This is a genomic window from Pseudomonas sp. P135, from assembly GCF_020312125.1.
Lineage (GTDB): Bacteria > Pseudomonadota > Gammaproteobacteria > Pseudomonadales > Pseudomonadaceae > Aquipseudomonas > Aquipseudomonas fragariae.
Map to the genome: position 1 here is coordinate 53926 of NZ_JAGPYR010000006.1, position 23129 is coordinate 77054.

General features: G+C 57.7%; 26 protein-coding genes. 15 read left to right on the forward strand and 11 right to left on the reverse strand.

Going from position 1 to position 23129, the window contains the following annotated elements; genetic code table 11:
* Positions 1-167: 167 nt before the first annotated feature.
* From KBY08_RS11055 to KBY08_RS11085, 7 genes are all read left to right on the forward strand, one after another.
* Positions 168-815, forward strand: a complete 648-nt coding sequence (locus tag KBY08_RS11055) for a DedA family protein (protein WP_004407930.1) — start codon at positions 168-170, stop codon at positions 813-815.
* A gap of 3 nt (positions 816-818) precedes the next feature.
* Positions 819-1628 carry a zinc-dependent peptidase gene (locus KBY08_RS11060; RefSeq protein ID WP_058822290.1) on the forward strand — a complete coding sequence of 270 codons (810 nt, stop codon included), beginning with the start codon at positions 819-821 and terminating at the stop codon, positions 1626-1628.
* Between the two features lie 110 nt (positions 1629-1738).
* Entirely contained in the window at positions 1739-2266 is a 528-nt protein-coding gene (gene ppa, locus KBY08_RS11065; protein ID WP_003317259.1) for an inorganic diphosphatase, read from the forward strand.
* Between the two features lie 352 nt (positions 2267-2618).
* The gene (locus tag KBY08_RS11070) at positions 2619-3350 is read left to right on the forward strand and encodes a helix-turn-helix transcriptional regulator (protein ID WP_004409537.1); all 732 of its coding nucleotides are present in this window, start codon (positions 2619-2621) and stop codon (positions 3348-3350) included.
* Positions 3351-3643: 293 nt separating this feature from the next.
* On the forward strand, positions 3644-4033 hold the full coding sequence (locus KBY08_RS11075) for a DarT ssDNA thymidine ADP-ribosyltransferase family protein (RefSeq protein WP_111522161.1): 390 nt from the start codon (positions 3644-3646) through the stop codon (positions 4031-4033).
* Positions 4030-4674, forward strand: coding sequence for a DUF4433 domain-containing protein (locus KBY08_RS11080; RefSeq protein WP_024650729.1), 645 nt, complete (start codon positions 4030-4032; stop codon positions 4672-4674). Before KBY08_RS11075 ends, KBY08_RS11080 begins: the two co-directional genes overlap by 4 nt.
* Positions 4671-5759, forward strand: a complete 1089-nt coding sequence (locus tag KBY08_RS11085) for a macro domain-containing protein (RefSeq protein ID WP_111522160.1) — start codon at positions 4671-4673, stop codon at positions 5757-5759. The genes KBY08_RS11080 and KBY08_RS11085 overlap by 4 nt, the downstream gene beginning before the upstream one ends.
* Before the next feature lie 293 nt (positions 5760-6052).
* On the opposite strand, the gene KBY08_RS11090 is transcribed toward KBY08_RS11085, so the two are convergent.
* Positions 6053-6415, reverse strand: coding sequence for a hypothetical protein (locus KBY08_RS11090; RefSeq protein WP_024662677.1), 363 nt, complete (start codon positions 6413-6415; stop codon positions 6053-6055).
* A gap of 121 nt (positions 6416-6536) precedes the next feature.
* On the opposite strand from KBY08_RS11090, the gene KBY08_RS11095 reads away from it, so the two are divergent.
* Positions 6537-6782: a helix-turn-helix domain-containing protein gene (locus tag KBY08_RS11095; protein WP_004407900.1), complete on the forward strand. Its 246-nt coding sequence runs from the start codon at positions 6537-6539 to the stop codon at positions 6780-6782.
* Positions 6783-6813: 31 nt separating this feature from the next.
* Here the strand turns inward: KBY08_RS11095 and KBY08_RS11100 are convergent, their stop codons facing one another.
* From KBY08_RS11100 to KBY08_RS11145, 10 genes are all read right to left on the reverse strand, one after another.
* On the reverse strand, positions 6814-7857 hold the full coding sequence (locus KBY08_RS11100) for a WavE lipopolysaccharide synthesis family protein (protein ID WP_111522158.1): 1044 nt from the start codon (positions 7855-7857) through the stop codon (positions 6814-6816).
* A gap of 54 nt (positions 7858-7911) precedes the next feature.
* Positions 7912-8517: a hypothetical protein gene (locus tag KBY08_RS11105; protein WP_032657102.1), complete on the reverse strand. Its 606-nt coding sequence runs from the start codon at positions 8515-8517 to the stop codon at positions 7912-7914.
* The gene (locus tag KBY08_RS11110; RefSeq protein WP_011266516.1) at positions 8514-10289 is read right to left on the reverse strand and encodes a hypothetical protein; all 1776 of its coding nucleotides are present in this window, start codon (positions 10287-10289) and stop codon (positions 8514-8516) included. The genes KBY08_RS11105 and KBY08_RS11110 overlap by 4 nt, the downstream gene beginning before the upstream one ends.
* A gap of 2 nt (positions 10290-10291) precedes the next feature.
* Entirely contained in the window at positions 10292-10612 is a 321-nt protein-coding gene (locus KBY08_RS11115; protein ID WP_024638275.1) for a hypothetical protein, read from the reverse strand.
* A complete protein-coding gene (locus KBY08_RS11120) occupies positions 10609-11340 on the reverse strand; it encodes a glycosyltransferase family 2 protein (protein ID WP_060400214.1) in 732 nt (243 codons plus the stop codon). The genes KBY08_RS11115 and KBY08_RS11120 overlap by 4 nt, the downstream gene beginning before the upstream one ends.
* Complete coding sequence (locus KBY08_RS11125; RefSeq protein WP_024638277.1) at positions 11337-11975, reverse strand: HAD family hydrolase; 639 nt, start codon at positions 11973-11975, stop codon at positions 11337-11339. The genes KBY08_RS11120 and KBY08_RS11125 overlap by 4 nt, the downstream gene beginning before the upstream one ends.
* 7 nt (positions 11976-11982) lie before the next feature.
* The gene (locus KBY08_RS11130) at positions 11983-12597 is read right to left on the reverse strand and encodes a phosphodiesterase (protein ID WP_111522157.1); all 615 of its coding nucleotides are present in this window, start codon (positions 12595-12597) and stop codon (positions 11983-11985) included.
* Position 12598: 1 nt separating this feature from the next.
* Entirely contained in the window at positions 12599-13360 is a 762-nt protein-coding gene (locus tag KBY08_RS11135) for a glycosyltransferase family 2 protein (RefSeq protein ID WP_103360378.1), read from the reverse strand.
* Positions 13361-13426: 66 nt separating this feature from the next.
* Positions 13427-14131, reverse strand: coding sequence for an ABC transporter ATP-binding protein (locus KBY08_RS11140; protein ID WP_024660353.1), 705 nt, complete (start codon positions 14129-14131; stop codon positions 13427-13429).
* Complete coding sequence (locus tag KBY08_RS11145; RefSeq protein WP_024640887.1) at positions 14128-14904, reverse strand: ABC transporter permease; 777 nt, start codon at positions 14902-14904, stop codon at positions 14128-14130. The genes KBY08_RS11140 and KBY08_RS11145 overlap by 4 nt, the downstream gene beginning before the upstream one ends.
* Positions 14905-15219: 315 nt before the next feature.
* Here KBY08_RS11145 and yghU point away from each other — a divergent pair, with 315 nt between their 5' ends.
* The 7 genes from yghU (at position 15220) to KBY08_RS11180 (ending at position 23100) form a co-directional block, all read left to right on the forward strand.
* Positions 15220-16062 (forward strand): glutathione-dependent disulfide-bond oxidoreductase, encoded by an 843-nt coding sequence (yghU, locus tag KBY08_RS11150; protein ID WP_024640886.1) that lies wholly within the window; start codon positions 15220-15222, stop codon positions 16060-16062.
* 202 nt (positions 16063-16264) lie between these two features.
* On the forward strand, positions 16265-17281 hold the full coding sequence (locus KBY08_RS11155) for a PDDEXK nuclease domain-containing protein (protein ID WP_024650739.1): 1017 nt from the start codon (positions 16265-16267) through the stop codon (positions 17279-17281).
* 79 nt (positions 17282-17360) lie between these two features.
* Positions 17361-18527: a cystathionine beta-lyase gene (gene metC, locus KBY08_RS11160; RefSeq protein WP_111522156.1), complete on the forward strand. Its 1167-nt coding sequence runs from the start codon at positions 17361-17363 to the stop codon at positions 18525-18527.
* Between the two features lie 102 nt (positions 18528-18629).
* On the forward strand, positions 18630-18875 hold the full coding sequence (locus KBY08_RS11165) for an exodeoxyribonuclease VII small subunit (protein ID WP_002551852.1): 246 nt from the start codon (positions 18630-18632) through the stop codon (positions 18873-18875).
* Positions 18872-19759 carry a polyprenyl synthetase family protein gene (locus KBY08_RS11170; RefSeq protein WP_057458434.1) on the forward strand — a complete coding sequence of 296 codons (888 nt, stop codon included), beginning with the start codon at positions 18872-18874 and terminating at the stop codon, positions 19757-19759. Before KBY08_RS11165 ends, KBY08_RS11170 begins: the two co-directional genes overlap by 4 nt.
* 161 nt (positions 19760-19920) lie before the next feature.
* Positions 19921-21813, forward strand: coding sequence for a 1-deoxy-D-xylulose-5-phosphate synthase (gene dxs, locus KBY08_RS11175; protein ID WP_060405962.1), 1893 nt, complete (start codon positions 19921-19923; stop codon positions 21811-21813).
* 72 nt (positions 21814-21885) lie between these two features.
* Complete coding sequence (locus KBY08_RS11180) at positions 21886-23100, forward strand: AGE family epimerase/isomerase (RefSeq protein ID WP_060405961.1); 1215 nt, start codon at positions 21886-21888, stop codon at positions 23098-23100.
* Positions 23101-23129 lie beyond the last annotated feature (29 nt).

The following is a 23129-nucleotide window of genomic DNA, read 5'->3' on the forward strand; positions in this document are numbered from 1 at the left end:
GGATGAACATTGCGGCCTGCTCTTCCCTCCTCAAGGCTGTACTGCTCCCTCCCGTTCAACCCCGCCGTTTATTCCAAAACCCCTTCTGCGCATTCTGCTTCTATAATGCCGCGCAGTCGTTTCTTCCGCATGCGACCCCGGACAGGGTTCTCGCCTCAGGTGCCTTAATGGAATTCAACCCGCTCGACCTTATTCTGCATCTCGACGTTTACCTTGACCTGTTGGTGACCAACTACGGTACATGGGTCTATGCGATTCTGTTTCTGGTGATTTTCTGCGAGACCGGACTGGTGATCATGCCCTTCCTGCCGGGCGACTCGCTGCTGTTCATCGCTGGCGCCGTGGCTGCTGGCGGCGGCATGGACCCGGTCCTGCTGGCCGGGTTGCTGATGCTCGCAGCGATTCTGGGCGACAGCACCAACTACGTGATTGGCCGCACGGTCGGCGAAAAACTGTTCAGCAATTCGTCATCGCGAATCTTCCGCCGCGACTACCTGCTGCGCACCCAGAATTTCTACGCACGCCACGGCGGCAAGACCGTCACGCTGGCGCGCTTCCTGCCGATTATCCGCACCTTCGCGCCCTTCGTCGCGGGCGTCGGCAGAATGTCCTATCCGCGCTTCGTGGGCTTCAGCGTGCTGGGCTCGGTGCTGTGGGTCGGCAGCCTGGTGACACTGGGCTTCTTCTTCGGCAACGTGCCATTCATCAAGCACAACCTGACCTTTCTGGTACTGGCAATCATCCTGCTGTCACTGGTGCCGATGGTCATTGGCGTGGTGCGCAGCCGCAGCGCGCGTCCGGTCGACGCGCGCTGAATCATGTGGTCATTCAGCCACTGGCGCAGGCAGCGCACGCTGGCCCGACACCCGGTTGCTGAAGAGCTATGGCAGAACGTCTGCGCACGTCTGCCGATCCTTGATGGCCTGAGCAACGGGCAGCACGCGCAACTGCGTGACGCCTGCGTGCTGTTTCTGCATGACAAACACCTCAGCGCGCTGCCGGGCGTTGATCTGGATGACGAGCAGCGGCTGTTTCTCGCCGCCCAGGCGCAGCTGCCGCTGCTGAACCTCGGCGAACTGAACTGGTATCAGGGTTTTCACGAAATCGTGTTGTACCCCGACGACTTCGTCAGCCCGCAGCGCCATCGCGATGCCAGCGGCGTCGAACACGAGTGGGATGGCGAGCACAGCGGCGAAGCCTGGCTGCAGGGCCCGGTGATTCTGGCCTGGCCCGGCGTATTGAGCAGCGGCGGCTGGGATGGCTACAACCTGGTGATCCATGAACTGGCGCACAAGCTCGACATGCTCAACGGCGACGCCAATGGCCTGCCGCCGCTGCACAGCGACATGCAGGTGACCGAGTGGGCCCGCGTCATGCAAAGCGCGTTCGATGATCTCAACCGGCAACTGGACCACAACCCCGACGCAGAACCCGCCATCGACCCCTATGCCGCCGAAGACCCGGCCGAGTTCTTCGCCGTGACCAGCGAATACTTCTTCAGCGCGCCCGACCTGCTGCACGGCAGTTACCCGGCCGTCTACGAACAACTGAAAGCGTTCTACCGTCAGGACACCCTGGCGCGGCTCGACCTGCTGCGTCAACAGGACCCGGCTTACCGGGACAGCTGACGGCCTCCAAGGCCATGCGTGGCAACCAAAACAGAATATGCCTATAATCCGGACCACTTTATGGCGGTTCGCGCCACAATCTGTCTGTTCAACCAGGGGGGCAATGCCCAATGAGCTACAGCAAGATTCCGGCTGGTAAAGACCTGCCGAACGACATCTACGTCGCCATCGAAATCCCGGCCAACCACGCGCCGATCAAATACGAAATCGACAAAGATTCCGATTGCCTGTTCGTTGACCGTTTCATGGCCACCCCGATGTTCTACCCGGCCAACTATGGTTTCATCCCCAACACCCTGGCTGACGACGGCGACCCGCTGGACGTGCTCGTGGTAACGCCATACCCGGTTACCCCTGGCTCGGTTATCCGCGCACGCCCGGTCGGCATCCTGCACATGACTGACGACGGCGGCGGCGATGCCAAAGTTATCGCAGTGCCACACGACAAGCTGTCCCAGCTGTACGTCGACGTGAAAGAGTACACCGACCTGCCGCCGCTGCTGCTCGAGCAGATCAAGCACTTCTTCGAGAACTACAAGGATCTCGAAAAAGGCAAATGGGTGAAGATCGAAGGTTGGGGCAACGCTGACGCTGCCCGTGCCGAGATCACCAAATCGGTTGCAGCGTACAAAGGCTGATCATCGATTGGCGTTTCAGGGCACGCCACACCCGTGCCCTGAAACACGCGTCCCCCTCCTCGCTGTACCTCCCCGAACACCTCGCTCGCCGAAACACAATCCATCTTTTTTGCAACTCGCACGTTTAAAAATGCGCCCGGCTTTTAGACATTCAATGAACAGTTCGTTAAGGCCCGTATAGCGGGGGTAAACGCGCAATACCTCGTTTAGCGCCAAAAGAGCTATTACGGAATCCACCTACACGACATTCATTCCATCCGTAGTCCGGATAGCCACGCCCACCCTGGGATAACGTCGACGTCAACACCTCGTTCATTTAAACGCCCAGGCGACGCCCGTAGACTTCGCCACTATGAATACATCAGGTGATCGACTCCGCATCCTCCTTCGGGAGTGCCATCTCACAGCGACTGATTTTGCCGCCAACCGCAAAATCACGCCGCAACACGTCAATAACTGGTTCAAGCGCGGCGTGCCCATGGCGCGGATTGACGAGGTGGCTGAACTGTTGACCGTCAACGCCCGCTGGCTGCGCACCGGCGAAGGCCCCAAACACCCTAACGAATGCGCCAATGAAAACACCGGCGGCGATACCCGCGTCATCATTCATCAGGCCAGAAACGTGTCGCGCGGCGATGTGGAAATCCAGATCTTCATGGAAGCCGAATCCACCCACGGCGTCGGCAAGACCGTCCTCGCCGAAGCCCCCGGACAGAAAATCCGCCTGCCCCTGCAAGTCCTGCAGAACATGGGCATCGACCCGAAAAACTGCATGTGTGTGGCCATGGTCGGCAACAGTATGGCCGACAAGATCCAGGACGGCTCGATCCTCGGCGTCGACCGCGAGCTGACCCAGGTCATCGACGGCGAAATCTACGCCCTCGAACACGGCGGCATCCTGCGCGTCCGCTACCTCTACCGCCTGCCCAACGGCGGCCTGCGCCTGCGCAGCCATAACGATGCCGAATACCCGGACGAACTGTTCAGCGCCGAAGACATCGACCGGGAAAAAATACGGATTCTGGGCTGGATATTCTGGTGGTCGACCCTGAACAGCCGACGCAATGCCATGCTGCTGTTATGAGGTGTTTACGGCTGAAAGGCATTCGGGCTGGGCATGGAAGGCGAAGTTCAGTATCCTGTTCGCCATCCAGAGCACCTGACGCAGTCATGCGATGCGGTGTTTGAACGGGGCATGTGATCCGTTTGCCCTGTTGCCTATTCGCGCTTCTTCAAGAGGTGCATCTGTTGAAGGCGATTGCGGTCTATCAAAAATAGATCAGAACCGCCTACGAGAAGCCGGCCACAAGCCGGCTTTTTAATGTCTGCTGCTTTCTTCTTGCGGCTGGACAGTGGATATTCGCTATCTTAAGCAACATGAATCTCCGCCAGCACAAGGAAGGGTTCAGCGCAGCAGCGCCTGACCTTCAATTTGCCGTGATCACGATTCATCGAAACTTCGCGCTCAAAAACCGCTGGAAGATCATCCCTCAACACCCACTAGCTAATCATGCCATTCAGCTACTCGACTATGCCGAAGGCTTCGAAGCTATCAATTGGGCCGTCATGAATGTAAGGGACTATCATGATGCCGAATGTAAAAGCGTCTGCATGGCAGAGTGCCTATCGCCCAATATTGTTTCCCCTCAAGATTTCTTCAAGATTTTTGTTTCGAATGCCGAGATTGAGGCCTTCTGCGGGGCTAAAATGCGCGACGCTGGTTTTAATGTGCAGCTCGGGGTGAACAGGGGAATGTTTCTTAGATGATTTATCGCAGTCTGAATCCAGAAAAAGCTCTGATTTGGCGGATCGTCCATCGCGATAATCTGCCCTGGATTCTGGATAACGGCCTACATTGCGCCAGCTCCGACGTGCAGGCACCGTATTATGTGAACATCGGCAACACCGACCTGATCGACAAACGCCGCAACCGCGTTGTTCCCATTGCTCCCGGGGGCGTATTGTCTGACTACGTGCCGTTCTACTTCACACCTTTCTCTGTGATGATGAAAAACATCCAGTCCGGGTGGAGCGTTCAGCAGCGTAGCAATGAAGAGATAGTGATTCTGGTCTCAAGCCTTCCCCGCGCCGAACATCTCGGTCTCGCTTTCGTCTTCACCAACGCACATGCCTATCCCGACTGGACCGACTACTACAGCGATCTGGCAGATCTTGACCGGGTCGACTGGTCTATAATCCAGCGACGCGATTTCAAGCGCGATGCTGATGATCCACGTAGGATGGAGCGTTATCAGGCCGAAGCGCTCATTCACCATCACCTACCGATCACAGGACTCCTTGGCATCATGTGCTACGACGATGCAACGAAAGAACGTATTGAGCAAGACGTTGCCGCCAGAGGTCTGACCTTGCCTGTCCACGCGCGCCCGGGATGGTATTTCCAATGATCAGATTCACCCAAGGCAATCTGCTGGAAGCAGATACCGAAGCTCTCGTGAACACGGTGAACACGGTAGGCGTGATGGGAAAAGGCATTGCACTGATGTTCAAGGAGCGCTTTACCGAAAACTACCGCCTCTATTCGGCGGCGTGCAAGGCTGGTGAGGTAGAGACCGGAAAGGTTCACGTAACGGCAGTCAACGAACTGGACGGGCCGCGCTGGATAGTGAATTTTCCTACCAAGCGTCACTGGCGTTCCCCCTCGCAGATGGCATGGATAACTGAAGGCTTACGGGACCTGCGCCGCTTTTTGATCGATAACCAAGTCAAATCCGTAGCAGTTCCACCTCTCGGTGCTGGTAATGGCGGTTTGAAATGGGTAGAGGTCCGTGAGCAGATTGTTGATGTCTTGAGTGATCTGGATGTCGATGTACTTGTCTTTGAACCCACCGATCAATATCTGAATGTCGCGAAGCGCAGCGGTGTCGAGAAGCTGACGCCTGCACGTGCACTCATCGCCGAACTCGTTCGGCGTTACTGGGTTTTGGGCATGGAATGTAGCCTGCTTGAAATTCAGAAGCTCGCTTGGTTTCTGGAGCGTTCGATAGAACAATTGCCAAGCGCAAAGAACCCCTTGGATCTCAAATTTGTAGCCCACAAATATGGGCCATACGCCAATCGTCTTGAGCATCTGCTCGACAATCTCGATGGCAGCTACCTGCATTGCGATAAACGCATCACCGACGCAGGTATTAATGACGTGATCTGGTTTGACGAGGGCCGTAAGGCTTTTCTGCAAACCTATCTGAAAACAGAGGCCAAGGAATATTCCCAAGCTCTGGAGCGCACCGCAGAGCTGATTGACGGCTTTGAGTCGCCTTTCGGCATGGAGCTGTTGGCGACGGTTGACTGGTTATTGAGTAAGTCGGGAGTTTCTCCAACGGTTCCGGCAGTGCGTGAAGCATTGAAACATTGGGATGGGGGCGCAGGTGCGGCTGCTCGGAAAAGCAGGCTGTTCGATGATCAAGCTCTCGGCATTGCGTTAAAGCGGTTGACTGCCAGCAATCTCAGTACAGAGATAGCCGCACCCTAGGTCTCATCTACTCTGTGTTTTGACTATCAAAATAGCAGTCCACTGCGAAGACAACGCTCATTTCAACTGCTAGGTTCGTGACGTTTTGCCCCAGCGTGCTGCAGCAGAGCAAAACAGTCTGCCAGGCATAGCTATCGCGTTCGAAGGCGCTGTTCAGTTTGGTCATCAGCTCGCTGACCAAATCGAAGATCCAGGCAATGCGGCGCAAAAGAAGTGCGGGTATTTGAGATTGCTGGTTGACCAGTCCCTCAGGTTCGGGAATAAGTCGTTGAGATCTTGCGTTCGGCGCTCAATCACTTTCCCTCCCCCAAACGCCTCCGCCGCGCCACCAGCGCCCTGCGCAGGGAAACATCCGCATACTCCATAAACAGCGTTGCCAATCGATTCAGCGCTGCCTCTTCCTCTTCACCGCCCACGATTGAATCGAAGCCAAGCGCACGCTTGTTCTGTTCGGGCAGTTCTTCCCAGCTGGTCATGAGATAGGCATACATTGCGCTGACGATTTGGCACTGGGTCATGACATCAGGTACTGGGGCGGATGAGGTGGCGTTAGAGCGTTGCTTTAGCGCACGACATTGTGGACATAGGTTTCGCGTAAGCGACAAGCCAAGGTAAAGACGCCTACGGCGCAGCAACTGGGCTTTTCTGATTTTCATAAGACCTCCTTGAACGTGTGCGTACATCCTTGAGGTACATATCTTAATCGAAAAACCTATTTTGGGATAATCCCAAATCGGGTTTATTTAGGTAGCCGGACTATTCAGACGGCGTGCCCAAGTGAAAACCATCCATAATGCTCGCTACCAGGCGTTGCTTGATCTTTTGCTGGAAGCGCGCAATGCAGCCGGTATGACGCAAAAAGAATTAGCCGTCAGGCTAGGGCGACCGCAGTCGTTTGTCTCGAAGACGGAGAATGCCGAGCGCAGGCTCGATGTCATCGAGTTCATGGATGTCTGTCGGGGGATCGGGACTGATCCATATGCGTTGCTCAGCAAGCTGGATGAACGCTTGCGCAACGCATGACGTGTTTTCGATACCTGCCCACGCCCAGCCCTCAAACCCGATAAGACTCCGCATGCGCGACCTTCCTCAGCGTGCGCCAATACGAACGGATGCGCTTGGCAAGGGTTGGCGAAGTGCTGAACAGTACGATGGTCGCAAAGGACACCCACCAGCCGGGGCGCAGGCAGGTCAGCAGGTATTGATTGAGCCAGATGCGCGCAATTCTCAGCCTGTAGCCCTGCGGGTCGAGCCTTTGCAATTGCTCTATCGCAGAAGCTTTGTAGAGCGTCGTCAGTACGCGGCGGCTGGTCAGAAAGCGTTCCGGGAAGTCGACGCCAGCCTCGCAGTGGTTGAGGACTCTGAAGTTGCGTCTCAAGACGTTGTCCCATAATTTCAGGTTGCTCAGCCCTACTTCGCAGGGTCGTGCGAGCCGGGCGTCGATGCCCTTCCTGTGCATGACACCCAGCATCAGTGCCTGTTCGCTGACCAGGCGCGCGGACGTGTAGCCAATGAAGTTGCCAAACGGGTTGCGAGACGGCCGGTCGTTGAAAAGCTCGTCCCTTTCGAACAGGGGTTGCTCCCACATGGCGAGCATCGCATTGCGCGTGCCGAATTGAACGAGATCCGATATATGGAACAACATCGGCAACCGTTCAGGGTCGCGAATATAAAGCGTCGTGGTAGTGATGGGCGTGTCGAACAGTTGTGTCTCGCCCGGCTCGGTATCATCAGACTGGCCTATGACGGCCAGTGCAGCGCTGGTCAGGTTGTGATCGGCGCGCATTTTCATGACATAGGGTCTTGAAGCGCTCTGAATACCGCATAACGTCGATCGCAGCATGCGATTGATGTTGATCTGATTACCGGCGTCATCGACGAAGGCACCCGGATCATCCGACATGACGATCTGGTCCGCCTTCACACCGGACGTATCTTCATGACGCCAGGTCGAAACGATGATTTCGGCCTGTGGCAGGTGCGTCCGGATCGACGCGATGCAGGCGAAGATGTTTCGTTTGGAACTCAGGTTGCGATACAGGGGGCCCTGAATAACCACGCTGATTTTTCTGGAATCGACGGCCACAAGATGAGGCATGTGTTTAACCTTGTAATGAGAAGCGCCTGCTACCGACGGCTAGCGGCAGATCGGTCAATGGGATCTTGCAACACGCCGAAAGACGCGCAGAGCAACACGCCGTATTCGACGCAGAATGCCTGCCAGCAATGGAAGACTTATCAGTACTCGCTCAAGACGAGTGACCATCAATAACCTTCTAATCTGAACGGAACGGGCTGAGGCGGTTGTGCTTGCCGGCAAATTGTTGAACGACGCATTGAGGGTTCGCGAATAAATGCCCAGATGCATGGAGGGCACCATGATCACGAGGTTTCGCTTTCGCAGCCTGGCGCTCAGATAGTTGTAACGAGCAATTTTCTGGATGAAGTCCATGCAGGTAGCCGAGTCATGCTGGCCAAAATCAATCAGCACCCAGTCGCTTTCGACTTTATCCATGTGCTGGGCAATTCTGTTCGCCACAATGCCGCTCAGACCATTGTCGTGAAGAAAATCCTCCAGGCTGAACAGGGCGTGTTCCGTCGGTAGATCGCTGACGGGCAGTTCGCTCAGGTTGTAGCGGTCATCAATCACAAGCACGGGAACGGTCTTTCTGTGCTCGTGCTGAATGTGCGCCAGCTGACAGATCAACTGATGACTGGAGGGGCTGGGGCTCAGATGAGAAACGACGAATACCTTCACTTCGCCCCCTGGATGTAGGACTTGAAAGGTGTGGAGTTGTAGACCGCCCTCACGGCAGCCCACAGGCTTTCAAAATAGAAGATTTTCCCGTTATTTCTGTACACACGAATCGCAGAAATCAGAATGCCGGGGAGCGAAAGAAGATTGTGGTGAAAGTAGTCATCCTGCTGGCGGACGAACCAGGTCTGCGTACTGCGTTGACGCAACATATTGCGCACCTCACAGCTTTGCGTGATCAGTGTCTGTTTGGCCAGCACAGGGTCTGTGAGGAAGCGATTGACCAGAAACTCCTGACGGGTTTCTGTCAATTGGTCGAACAGCATGAGCCTCTCGAAGTCGGCGAGAAATTCTCTGACTGCGTCGATATCATTTCTGAAGCTGGACTGCTGGGCCACGCGATCGATCAGTTCGACCCAGGCTCGAACAGAGATGCGATCAAGACCGGTAGGAATGACAACCGCCGATGGATTGGCCAGGTATTTGTCCCCGAACTGTTGCAGTCTGGCCAATGCGGCCTCGGCAGACAGATTGAAAAGAGGTTTCTTTTGAAGCAGGGACACATAGCAAGGCCCGGACACCTCAAGGCGCCCGTTAGCCGATTCGACTGAGCCCTTGCCACCCAGCAGCGCCCGGGAGGTCACCGACTGAGTGATACCAAAAGGGTTGATCCGATTTGGAATACCTGCCCGGGATGCGCGTAGTGCATGCTCGATGTCTTCGTATTCCACCCAGTGCAGGGACTCGTCCAGCGGGCAGGCATTCCAGACATCCTTGCGACAAATGTAGAGGCTGCCTGTCGGGTAGCTGGCGTCGCTGTTGTAGCGCATCGGGCTGGCGAAACAGAACCCGGTCCGGTCGACGTCCGGGAATATTGACGGCGCAATGGACTGAGCATTACCGCTGGTGCGGTGCAGCCCCAGCAGACCCTGAGCGACCTCGTCCATGGCCATGCCGTAATCCGAGTAGCGACGCGGGTGCATGCTGATTCGGTTATCGAAGAACATGCTTTGCAAGGTCATCAATGGATAGCGCGGACCAAAGCGGCGGACAACTTCCCCGAAATGTTTTGGCAAAAAAACGCGATCATGCAGGATCACCAGATTGCTGTGTCTGGCCTCCAGCGCGAGACGGTTTTTCTTCTTGCAGATCTGCACAGGCGGGGCAGTGATGTCCTCACCCACGATGCGGACTTTGTCGAAATAGGCGAAGTTACTTCCCGGCGTGCCGCACAGCAGTATCTCCTTGTGCGGGATGTCAATTTCCAGAATGCGCTTCACGACGGCATTGAGAACGGTGGCGTCGCCTGGACCGACAGGGATGCCGAAGGTCCAGCTGTCGAGATCGTCGTTAGATTCCGCAGTCAGCCTGGATACTTTCTTGTAAGTGACCGAGTTGGCCGAACGCGCAATGACCTTGAGCGATCCCGCGAAGTAATCACGATCCAGATAACACTCGATAGGCGTGTCTTCGATGACCGTTATTTTTTCGCCAACATTCAGAAAGTGCGCACCGTCCCACAGCAGCAGGGGTGCCAGCGGTGAATCACTCTGGACACCATAAAAACAGTAGCTACCCGACCCATACAGACACAACGGACGCTGTGCGGCATGCAGTTTCCTGATCACCCGCTCAGGCTTGCGAAACGGATGCGCGCGGAACGAGATGAAGCTGGAACACTCATGGGGCAGCAGTAGCCCTACCGGGAGGCTGCGCAGACTGCCAGCCGCTATGTAACCGAGGCTTGGGTGATGCTGCAGATGGGTCGTTTTCATGGTCAGACGACGTACTTGTCAGCAAGCGCACCCGGCACCTTCACGACAACGGTGGTCGCATCGGTGAGCGCTTCGAACGCCGTGATGTCGCCCGGTTCCAGAACGATGATGTCGCCGGCATGCCAGACCTGATCGCGCATGTTGACCGACCCGGCAATGAGCAAGGTTATTTCGGTGGCGACCTTGTGGTAATGAGCCGCTTCCTTTTCACCTGCCTTGTAGGTCTTGACCCCGACCTCACAGGACTCGGTACTGAAAACTGCAGGTTCGAATCCGCCCACGAACCAGCCTTTGACCATGTCTTCCAGTCTGGCCGTTTTCATCGCATTTCTCCTGCTTCGAAAGCGTGGAGCTGACTGTCGGTTTTCAGTGGCCGGTACTGATTGGGTTCGATCCGGTAGGCGCCGATCCTCTTCTGCAACAGCACCAGCTCATTGAGGGCGGGAGCTATGTAGAAATTGTCGTTGACCCTGGCGTCCTTGCGAATCATCTCCTTGGCCGCCGATACGAACAGCGAGCCGGACTTGAACCAGTACACACCTGCAATGGCGTTTGAGCTGATCGGATTTTTTTCGGCAGCTTCTATAACCCGGCAGTCGCTATCCAGGCGCGCGAATGAATAACGAGGGTGCAGAGAATTGAAGATGACCACTCCGGCATCCTCATGGCTTTGCCGAAACGTGCGCACTACATCCTGCAGCTCGATATCCAGGAAGTCGCTGACACTGAGAATCAGCAATTCGTCATCGTTGTCGATTTCTTCGCTCGCCAGAAGCGCCGTGCACGCCGCGCCCCGGGTGACGTTGTGAACCGCTAGAACACTGGCCGACGGGTGCATCTGCGGGAGCATGCTGCGAAGGTGCAGCCGGGCGATATCGTGGTTCGAGAATGTGCAGATCATCCTGCGCGGCTGAAGTACCCCACAGTTGTCTATCAGTGTATGAATCAGTGGCTTGCCGTTGTATTCGCACAGGTAGTGCGGGTACTCGCCCTCATCGTGCAGCGCCTCTGACTGCCTGCCGGTCAGAAGGATGATATTCAACGCGCTCACAGGACAGCCGCCTTGTCGAAGTTGATCTGTTCGACTTTGCCAAGAATGTTATTGAGGTTTACGTCGCAGGTTTCAGCCACGACCAGAACATGTGCGCCTGAGTCTCTGGCGGCCTTGATGCCATTCTCGTTGTCCTCGACGATGAGGCATTCTTCAGGCCGAAGACCCAGTTGGCTGATGGCCTTGGTATAAATGTCCGGCGCTGGCTTGGCATGCCTGACGTCTTCATTGGAGAGGCGCAGATCGAGGTATTGGTCGAGATCTGCCCTGTTCATCATGACCTCCACGGTGTTGCGGATGGAGTTGGACGCCACTGCCAGCTTGTAACCCAGCGTTTTCAGTGACGACAACGCGTACTGATGCACAAAGGTCGGTTTGCACTGGGCGTAAACGATCTCCATGGTGTACTGCTGCTTCATCTCGTTGATGAAGGCGTGCAAGGCAACCGGCAGGTCGCGTTCGACACTCAGCATGTCGAGTTTGCGCGAGGTGGGCAGACCGTCGTAGGCGGTGAGGTGTTCGTGGCGACTGATGTTGTAACCGAACAGGCTGAGCGCTTTGTTCAGTGCGTCGTAATGCCATTCTTTGGCGTCGATAAGGACACCGTCCATATCGAAAATCACTGCCTTGATCATGATTGCCTCACGTGAAGAAAGTGGCTGCGTCTGCGGGAAAGTCAGTACACAGCGTCAAACGGTCCTGCGACCTGAACTCGAGCAATTGCTGCCACAGGGCGTCATGACCACGCCCGTGCAATTCGGGTGACACCACACAAATTCGCTTGCCCAGGGAAAGAAGATCGCCAATGACCTGGTTGGAGAACCACTCACCCTCAAAACCGTCAAGCCAGACGCCGGCTGCCTGTTCGAGCCAGGCTGGCGACGGCTCAACATCGCTGAGACGGGTGTAAGTGGTGAGGTTGGCGTTGAGGTAACTGCGCATGTCCGGCACCGCCATATCGAAGGTGAACCAGTTGGTATGGCCGTAACGGGCGAAGGTTGCAGCGAGAGCCTGTGCCAGGCCATCCGCCTTGACGTTGATGGCCAGAGGCAGGTTGCGGCCTGCCATGATGTCGAGCAGGCCGTTCAGGGTCAGCTCGCCGCCCGCGGGCATGTCGTGGGAAATGACCAGCTGGCCCGCCACATCACGGACATCGGTTTCGGTGCCGAAGCCAAGGTCGAATGATCGATGAAAGGCTTCGGGCAGATTTCGCTCCGGCTTTTGCAACCAATAGCCGCGATGGCTGATGATCTGCATCTCAGGCCTCTTTTCCCGAAGCTGCCTGCCTGCTCAGCGGCAGCGACAGAAACTGGTTGAGGTCTGCCGGGATGCCCAGGCCATACATGCCATGACCTTCTGCGCCAATGCTGTAATGAATGACCCTGGCGCCCTGCCCGATGAGCTCGTTGTAAACCGGTGCGACATAGAATTCGCCATTGACGCGAAGATCTTTCGCGATCATCGCCTCGATGGCCGATATCAGTTGATCTGCGCGGCGAAAGTTATAGATGCCGACGGTGGCCTCGTCAGAGATAACCTCTTTTTCCACCACACGGTCGATCAGGCCTGCTGCACTGAAACCCACGAACGACCACTTCGGATCGTCGGCTTTCATGGTCATGATCAAGCCTTCTGCATCATTCTCGTTCATTGCCTGCAGATAGGCGTTTATATCCACATCGACGTACTGGTCGCTGTTGGCGATCATCACTTGCTGGCTGTCGTCGAGCAGGTGCCTCGCGGCATACACCGAGCACGCAGCGCCCCCGGTCAGCCCGCCGAGTTCGACGATCTCGCAGCCGGGCGCCCAGGCATTCAGTTTTTCCCTCAGCCCGTAACGGGCGACCTGTTCCGCCTGACAGATAAAGATGAATCTGTGCGGGCACTCCGGCGTCAGGTTGTCGATCACGACCTTGATCATCGGTACACCATGTACAGGGATCAACGGTTTGGGATCGGTGTAGCCTGCAACCGCAAAGCGACTCCCGGCCCCGGCCATCGGAACGATAATTTGCAACATGGAAATCCCTTTATGAATTGAGTTATTGCTCAGTTGGCAGGACGCAGGGCATCGCGAAGCAGTGAATCAGTAATAACCGTGCTCGGTCATCCGGCCGCGCTCAAGCGTTAAATAACGCTGGCAAAACTTCTTGCCTTCGTCTATTTCGTGGGTAACAAGAATCAAGGCCATCCCGTCATCCTGCATTATTCGAATTCGTTCGTGGCATTTGCGCTTGAACTCTTCGTCACCTACCGCCAGTACTTCGTCAGCCAGTAATGTCTGAGGCTCGACATGAACGGCGACTGAAAAACCCAGCCTCATGTACATGCCAGACGAATAGTTCTTTACCGGTGTATCGATGAAGTTTCCCAACCCGGAAAAATCGACAATTTCATTGAAGCGCGAACGCACTTCCTTGTTACTCAATCCAAACAGACTGGCATTGAGGTAGATATTTTCCTCGCCGGTCAGTTCAGGGTGAAAACCCACCCCTATTTCGATTAGCGGTGCTACCCGGCCCACGCTGGTCAGACGCCCACTGGTCGGCAAAAGAATGCGTGAAACCAGTTGCAACAAGGTACTTTTACCTGAACCGTTATGCCCCACCAGTGCAAGCGACTCGCCTTTGTGCAAGGTGAACGATACATCGCTGACTGCCGTGAATGTTTCGGCACGTTCACGATATCGAGCGTCAAACAGCCCGAGAAACTTCTTCTTCAAACCGCCCCTGTTGTGGCGCAGAACAAACTGTTTGGTGAGGTTTTCTGCCTTGATGACGACGCGACTCATAAATACTCCACCACGCTGTCCACCTTCCTGAACATGAACAACCCCACCAGCAGCGACGCGGCGCCCATGAACACGCACAGCAGCAGATCACGGGGCTCTGGAACGACTCCGGCATGCAGAATGCTGGTAAAGCTGTTGAAGTACAGACCTATCGGGTTATAGGCCGCAATGTTGGCGATACCGACGGGCAGCGATGAGCTCACCCATACAATGGGTGTGAGCCAGAACAACAAGGGTAGAAACACGTCGATGAAGTGCTTGGCATCCCGTACGGTGACCTGGATGACACTGAGTGCCAGACCAACGCCCATGATCAATGCCATGAACGCGATCAGCACAATCGGATAAAACAACAGCGCACGCGAAAAGACGCCGCCGAGCACGGCAAATAATGATGCATAGACGAGCATGCAGCCGGCCCAGAAAACAACGATTGCCAGTGCCCCGGAAATGGGTAGCAACAGACGGGGAAACCGCAACTTTCGAATGAGGTTGCCGTTATTGATCAGCCACTCTCCGCTTTGCGAAACAATTTGTGCCAGAAGCATCCAGTGGACGATACCTGTCACCAGGTGCAGCGCAAAGCGGTCCTGACTACTGGGCAGAATATACGTGAACACCGTGTAATACGTGAGCGTGACAACCAGCGGATTGCCCAATGACCAGATAAAGCCCAATGTTGCGCCCATGTAGCGGATTTTTATTTCCTTGATGACAAGATTAATGATCAGGTCGCGCCACTTCATCACGCCAGGGCTGCAAAAAGACGGCATACGGTATCCAGCTATTAATGGGAAAATCAGAGAGAGCAACTTTGACAACCAGGATCATGAATGGATAACCTTATGATCCTCGTGCTGCGAACACATATTCTCTTCTTTTACCTGGCTACAGCTATAGGACGACGCCTTAGTTGCCGTAGGAATATTCCACAAACGCCCAAAGGTAGCGAAATGGGCCACTCGCTGCCTCGCTACACTCGTTCACGATCGCAAGGCACTTCCCAGCCCGTACGTTGATCTATAACGTCTATGGTTCTTTGCAACACGACCGGTCCAGCGAACACCCTTGAACAAGCGAGGCTCCTCATGACCCAAACGTCCTACACCCCGCCGAAGGTCTGGCAGCAGGAAACAAAGGCGGGCGGCACGTTCGCCAGCATCAACCGGCCCGTCGCCGGCCCCACGCACGACAAGGCGCTGCCGGTCGGCAAGCACCCGCTGCAGCTTTATTCACTGGCCACCCCCAACGGTGTGAAAGTCACGATCATGCTCGAAGAGCTGCTGGCGCTCGGGCACAGCGGTGCGGAATACGATGCCTGGCTGATCCGTATCTCCGAGGGCGATCAGTTCTCCAGCGGTTTTGTCGAGATCAATCCCAATTCCAAGATCCCGGCATTGCTGGATCGAAGCCATGAAACACCTGTTCGGGTATTCGAGTCCGGCTCTATCCTGCTGTACCTGGCCGAAAAGTTTTCCAGCTTCCTGCCCGCCGACCCGGCAGGCCGAACCGAAACGCTGAACTGGCTGTTCTGGCAGATGGGCGCTGCGCCGTATCTGGGCGGCGGTTTCGGGCATTTCTATGCCTACGCGCCGGAGAAACTCGAATACCCCATCAATCGGTTCGCGATGGAGGCCAAGCGCCAACTCGATGTGCTGAACCGTCGCCTGGGCGAGCACCGCTACCTGGCCGGCGACACCTACACGATTGCCGATATCGCGGTCTGGCCATGGTATGGCGCACTGGTGCAGAACAAGGTGTACTCGGCTGCCGAATTCCTCTCGGTACACGAATACCCGCACCTGATTCGCTGGACAGAAGAAATCGCCGCACGCCCTGCCGTCATCAGAGGCCAGAAGGTCAACCGCACCTGGGGCGAAGAAGCCGATCAGGTTCCGGAGCGGCATCAGGCGTCCGATCTGGATAAATAAGGCACACGTCAAGTCCTTCGCGGACAGAAACCTGATGCTACAAACCCACAGGAAACTCTGGAACAGAACGTCCTGATCTGCACGTAAAGTAGCCGACCTTAGCCACCGCCCAAGGACGCGCCTTTATGAGCCGAACAACTGTTCTTCCAGACTTTCGCTTGCAATCGCCCATCAGGTTGCCACGCAGTGGAGTACTTTCAGTATGAGTACTCCCAACACACCGCATACGCCTGTACATGATCGCTTTGATGAAGTGCTCGCCATGATACGGAGCGCTCGACAGCAGGCCGCACAGGCGGTGAACACCCAATTGATCGAGCTTTACTGGCAAGTCGGCGCCTACATCAGTCGCAAGCTTGAAAACGCTGAATGGGGTGACGCGGTGGTCACCCAGCTTGCCGAGCATCTGGCCACCACCCAGCCAGGGCTGCGTGGTTTTACGCGCAGCAACCTCTTTCGCATGCGTCAATTCTATGAGATTTACCGTGCAGAAGAGAAAGTCGCGCCACTGGCGCGACAATTATCCTGGTCACATAACCTGATCATTTTCAGCCAGAGCAAGCGTCCTGAAGAACGCGAGTTCTACTTGAAAATGGCAACTCAGGAAAGGTGGTCAAAACGCGAACTTGAACGCCAATTCAAGAACGCTCTATTCGAGCGCACTGTCACCCAGCCAGCCAAAGCCTCGGCGATGCTCAAGGAAACCCGGCCGGCCGCACTGGATATATTCCGTGATGCCTATATGGTGGAGTTTCTGGAGCTGCCACCGGGGCACGCCGAAGCGGACCTGCATGGCGGCTTGTTGAAACGCCTGAGGGACTTTCTGATCGAGCTAGGCCGCGATTTCTGTTTTGTCGGCTCCGAGTACGCGTTGCAGGTCGGCAGCCAGGACTTTGCTCTGGATCTGCTGTTTTTCCATCGAGGCCTCAATTGCCTCGTTGCCATTGAACTCAAGGTCGGCCGCTTTGAGCCCGAATACCTCGGCAAACTGGACTTCTACCTGGAAGCGCTGGACCGCAATGAACGCAAACCCCATGAAAACCCGGCCATTGGCGTCTTACTCTGCGCCAGCAAAAACGACGAAGTCGTCGAGTACGCTCTGAACCGCTCGCTTTCACCCGCGTTGATTGCCGAGTACCAGACCCGCCTGCCGGACAGACAGTTACTGCAAGCGAAACTGCATGAGTTCTACGCGAGCGCTGTGTTGAACGATCAGTGATACCTGCCAGGCGCACGATGCATTACGCTTGCGGGTACCTGAGCCGCAGCCTGCAAGCCTTTTCCACCCGGAGCCTCCAATGCCGCAAGACAAAGACCCTCGTGCCCACACCGCCCTGTCGCAACGCGGCCGCAGCGCCGGCAGCGGGCCCGGGATTGCGGTCAACCCACCCGTCGTGCGCCTCAGTACGGTGCTGTTCGACAGTCTGGAAAGCTTGCGGCAGGCGGAAATTCGCACCACGGGGCCTGAGCGCTCGTTGACTTACGGCGCCAACGGCAACCCGACTGCGTTTGCCTTGCAGGACCTGATCTCCGAGCTCGAAGGCGCACACGGCACCTGCCTGTACCCGACCGGGCTGGCCGCAGTGGCACAAATGTTTCAATCGTTTCTGCGCCCAGGCGATCATGTCCTGATCACCGAATCGGTCTATGGCCCTGTTCGACGGCTGGCGAAAACCATGCTGACCGCCTTCGACATCCAGTTCGACTTCTACGCGGCCGACGGCAGTAACGTGGAATCGCTGCTCAAGGCCAACACCCGGATGATCTATGCCGAGGTGCCCGGCTCGCTGACATTCGACATGTGTGACCTGCCCGCTCTGTCGCAGCTGTGCAAAGCAAGGAATCTGCTGCTGGCTGTGGATAACTCTTGGGGCTCGGGGGTGCTGTACAAGCCGCTGGAGCTGGGCGCGGACATTTCGCTGATGGCCCTGACCAAGTACGTGGCCGGGCATTCCGACGTGATGATGGGCAGCGTCAGCACCACCGAAGCGCATTGGCATACCCTGAAAACCATGAACACCGCCGTGGGCAATACCGTCAGCCCCGACGATGCCTATCTGGTGCTGCGTGGTGCCCGCAGCCTGGCGGCGCGCATGGCCATGCATGAGCGCCATGCGCTGCAGATCGCACAATGGCTGCAGGCCCAGCCTCAGGTTGCCCGCGTGCTCTATCCCGCTTTGCCGGACGATCCGGGCCACGCCATCTGGAAGCGCGATTTCCATGGCTGCAACGGCTTGCTCAGTTTCGAATTCAACACCGCTGACCGGCAAGTGCTGGATCGCTTTACCGGCGCGTTGGAACTGTTCGGCATCGGCTATTCCTGGGGTGGTTTTGAAAGCCTGATCACGGAAGTGGAACAACACGGTCCCGAGCGCGGTGCAGGGCCGATGCTGCGGCTGCAGGTCGGCCTGGAAAGCCCGGAAGACCTGATCGCAGACCTGCGCAACGGATTCGCGGCAGAGTGACCCCGGCAACCGCTTGAAGAGCGCGGCTCCGTCGCCGCAATTTGCCCAGACGCCATCGCTCTGCTAGTGTCGCGCGGTTTAACCTCTACCGGAAATTCCCTCATGGCCCGCAAGAAAGCTGCACTGGATTTCGAACAGTCACTCGCTGATCTGCAAGCGCTGGTAGAGCGGCTGGAGAATGGCGAGTTGTCGCTGGAAGACTCCCTGACCGCCTTCGAGCAAGGTGTACGCCTGACCCGCGACTGCCAGAGCGCCCTCACCCAGGCCGAGCAGAAGGTTCAGGTGCTGCTGGAGCGCGATGGCGAGCTGAGCGAAGAGCCGTTCGACGATGCGGAACTCCCCGAATGATCGCGAGCTATCAAGCGCAAAGCCAGACTCGCGTCAACGCAGCACTCGACGGGCTGTTCAAGGCTCCGGGCCCTGAGCTCGAACGCCTCTACCAAGCCATGCGCTACAGCGTGATGAACGGCGGCAAGCGCGTGCGCCCGCTGCTCGCGTATGCCGCCTGCGAAGCACTGGGCGGTGTAGCCGAGGATGCCAACGGCGCCGCCTGTGCCGTTGAACTGATTCATGCCTATTCGCTGGTACATGACGATTTGCCGGCAATGGACGACGACGACCTGCGTCGCGGTCAGCCGACCACGCACAAGGCCTTCGATGAAGCCTGCGCGATCCTCGCCGGTGACGGCCTGCAAAGCCTGGCTTTCACGGCCCTGCTCGCCCCTCACCTGACGTCACGCGATGCCGAGACGCGTCTGCAGATGGTCACGGCCCTCGCGACTGCGGCCGGACCGGCGGGCATGGTGGGTGGTCAGGCTATCGATCTGGGTTCAGTGGGGCTGAAGCTCGATCAGGCCGCGCTGGAATACATGCATCGCCACAAGACCGGCGCATTGATCGAAGCCAGCGTCCGGCTTGGCGCACTGGCCAGCGGTCACGCCGATCAGCCGCGCCTTGATGCTCTGCAGGTCTACGCGCGTGCAATCGGCCTGGCGTTTCAGGTTCAGGACGACATTCTCGATGTCGAAAGCGATACCGCGACCCTCGGCAAGCGCCAGGGTGCCGACATCGCCCGCGACAAGCCGACCTACCCGGCGCTGCTGGGCCTGGAAGCGGCCAAACACTACGCACTGGAACTGCGTGATCAGGCGCTTCTGGCGCTGAGCCCGTTCGATGCTGCCGCAGAGCCGTTGCGCCAGCTGGCACGCTACATCGTCGAACGTCGCCACTGATCACTGTCACCGGACCGGAAAATCCGCTGAATCAACCACGCTTCATCGTGGTCTCAGTCATTACACATGTCAGTCGGCAGATCATCCGCCGACTCACTTCATGGGCAGCGTACGATGCATAAGGTAAACTGCCGCCTCTTTTACTTATAACGATTCGCCTGATGCCCACGACGTTCAAAGAGATCCCCCGCGAGCGCCCGGTCACGCCGTTGCTCGACCGAGCCGATACCCCGCACGGCCTGCGCCGTCTGGGCGAAGCCGAGCTGGAAACCCTGGCCGATGAACTGCGCCTGGAATTGCTGTATTCCGTTGGCCAGACCGGAGGGCATTTTGGTGCCGGCCTCGGGGTCATCGAGCTGACCATCGCGCTGCATTACGTTTTCGACACCCCGGACGACCGTCTGGTGTGGGACGTGGGTCATCAAGCCTATCCGCACAAGATCCTCACCGGCCGTCGTGCGCGCATGTCCACCCTGCGCCAGAAGGAAGGGGTTGCCGCCTTTCCGCGTCGCAGCGAAAGCGAGTACGACACCTTTGGTGTCGGGCACTCCAGCACCTCGATCAGCGCCGCGCTGGGCATGGCGATTGCATCGCGCCTGCAGGGCAGCGAGCGCAAATCGATTGCCGTGATCGGCGACGGCGCGCTGACTGCCGGTATGGCCTTCGAAGCGCTGAACCACGCGCCGGAAGTGGCCGCCGACATGCTGGTCATTCTCAACGACAACGACATGTCGATCTCGCGCAATGTCGGCGGGCTGTCGAACTACCTGGCCAAGATTCTTTCCAGCCGCACCTACAGCAGCATGCGTGAAGGCAGCAAAAAGGTGCTTTCGCGCCTGCCCGGAGCATGGGAAATCGCGCGGCGCACCGAAGAGTACGCCAAAGGCATGCTGGTCCCGGGCACGCTTTTCGAAGAGCTGGGCTGGAACTACATCGGCCCTATCGACGGCCACGACCTGCCGACCCTGATCGCCACCCTGCGCAACATGCGTGACCTGAAGGGCCCGCAGTTTCTGCATGTGGTGACCAAGAAGGGCAAGGGGTTTGCGCCGGCCGAAGTCGATCCGATCGGCTATCACGCCATTACCAAGCTCGAGCCGCTGAATGCGCCTGCCGCGCAGAAAAAGATCAGCGCACCGAAATACTCCGGCGTGTTCGGCCAGTGGATCTGTGACATGGCCGACGCTGACGCACGGTTGGTCGGCATCACGCCTGCAATGAAGGAAGGTTCGGATCTGGTCGCGTTCAGCGAACGCTTCCCCGAGCGCTACTTCGACGTGGCCATCGCCGAACAACACGCAGTGACCCTGGCGGCCGGTATGGCGTGCGAAGGCAGCAAGCCGGTGGTGGCGATCTATTCGACCTTCCTGCAGCGTGGCTACGATCAGCTGATTCACGACGTCGCGGTACAGAACCTCGACGTGCTGTTCGCCATCGACCGCGCCGGGCTGGTGGGCGAAGACGGCCCGACTCACGCGGGCAGCTTCGACCTCTCCTACCTGCGCTGCATCCCCGGCATGCTGGTGATGACACCTAGCGATGAAAACGAACTGCGCAAACTGCTCAGCACCGGTTACCTGCATACCGGTCCTGCAGCAGTGCGCTATCCGCGCGGCACCGGCCCTAACGCGGTGATCGAGGCCAGTCTTGACCCGGTCGAGATCGGCAAGGGCATTGTGCGGCGTCAGGGCCAGGGCGTTGCGATACTGGCGTTCGGCGTGCAGCTGGCCGAGGCGCTGGTGGTGGCCGAGAAGCTCGACGCAACGGTGATCGACATGCGTTTCGTCAAGCCACTGGACGAAGCCCTGGTCAGCGAAGCTGCCGCCAATCACGAGTTGCTGGTCACACTGGAAGAAAACGCCGTCATGGGCGGTGCCGGTGCTGCGGTCAGCGAGTTCCTGGCACGCGCCAATATCCTCAAGTCGGTATTGCACCTGGGTCTGCCGGATGTCTACGTCGAGCATGCCAAGCCTGCGCAGATGCTCACCGAGTGCGGCCTGGATGCCCAAGGGATCGAAGCCGCGATCAATGAGCGACTGGCGCTGATTGGCTGACTGCCAGAGCTTCCTCACGCGCCTGGCGTGAGGAACGATCAGCACCCGCCCTCGTGCAGCAATCCTGATAACATGCTGCGCACCTCGACACTGCCGCGATGCCAGCCGATGCCTCATGTGACCCGCTCCGCCTCCACGCCTGAATTGACCTCGCTGTTCGCCGCCCTGCAGCAGCACTTCATGCAGGTCGTCGTTCCGCTGTGGCAGGGTCCTGGCTGGAACGCACAACTGGCATTGCCCTACGAAGCACTCGACGCCAGTGATCAACCGTTACCGCCGCAACGCTATCGCGCCATGGCCTGTGCGCGTCAGCTGTTTCTGTTTTCCAGCCTCATCGATCACGCGCAAGTGCCAGATGCACGGGCGCGGGCCGGTGAATTGTTCCGTTCCCTGCAACAGCACTTCCACGATGCCGAGCATGGCGGCTGGTTTTACAGCATCGATCCACAGGGCAAGCCGCTGGATCGCCGCAAGGACCTCTACACCCACGCCTTCATTATCTTTGCCTGCGCCCACTACTGGGCGCACGTGCAGGACCCGCTGGCAGAGTCGGTGCTCAACGCAGCGCTCAACGTTGTGGCAGAACGCTTTGCCGACGACGACGGGCTGTACGAGGCGCAGCTCGCTGAGGACTGGTCGGTATTGGGTACCGGACCGTTGCAAAACCCCTTGATGCATCTGGCAGAGGCGTTTCTGGCTGCCCTGTCGGTGCGTGCCGACCCTGCCACGCAGGCGGCACTGGACGCACTGGTTATCCACATGCAGCGCCGTTTCGTCGATACCGCAACCGGCGTGATGCTGGAGAAGCCTCTGGGCGCTGTGGATAACTGGTACGAGCCAGGGCATCAGTTCGAATGGTTCTTTCTGCTGCAATCGTCGCCGGAACTGCACGGGCGCGAGCTGCATGAATCCATGACCCGCGCGTTCGCCTACGCTCAGGCGCAGGGCGTCGATCCACACAGCGGCGCTGTGACGGCGATGCTGGCGCTCGATGGTACGGTACGCGATGCCACCCAGCGTATCTGGGCCCAGGCGGAATACCTGCGGGCCATGGCCCTGCGCCCGGACTGCGAAGCGGCCTTGACCCAGCAGTTGTCGGCCTTCGAGCAGCGCTTTCTGCATGCCAGGGGCTGGAACGAGTGCGTCGAGCCCGATGGCAGGGTCAGCCGCAGCGACATGCCGTCGACCACGCCCTACCACCTGGCGACCTGCTACATCGGCCTGGCAGATTTCGTCGAAAATCGCTTCGTCAGTGCATTCCCGCCGCCAACACCCGCAGACAGCTGATCGGGCCGCAGCTGCGCGGCCCGATCAGC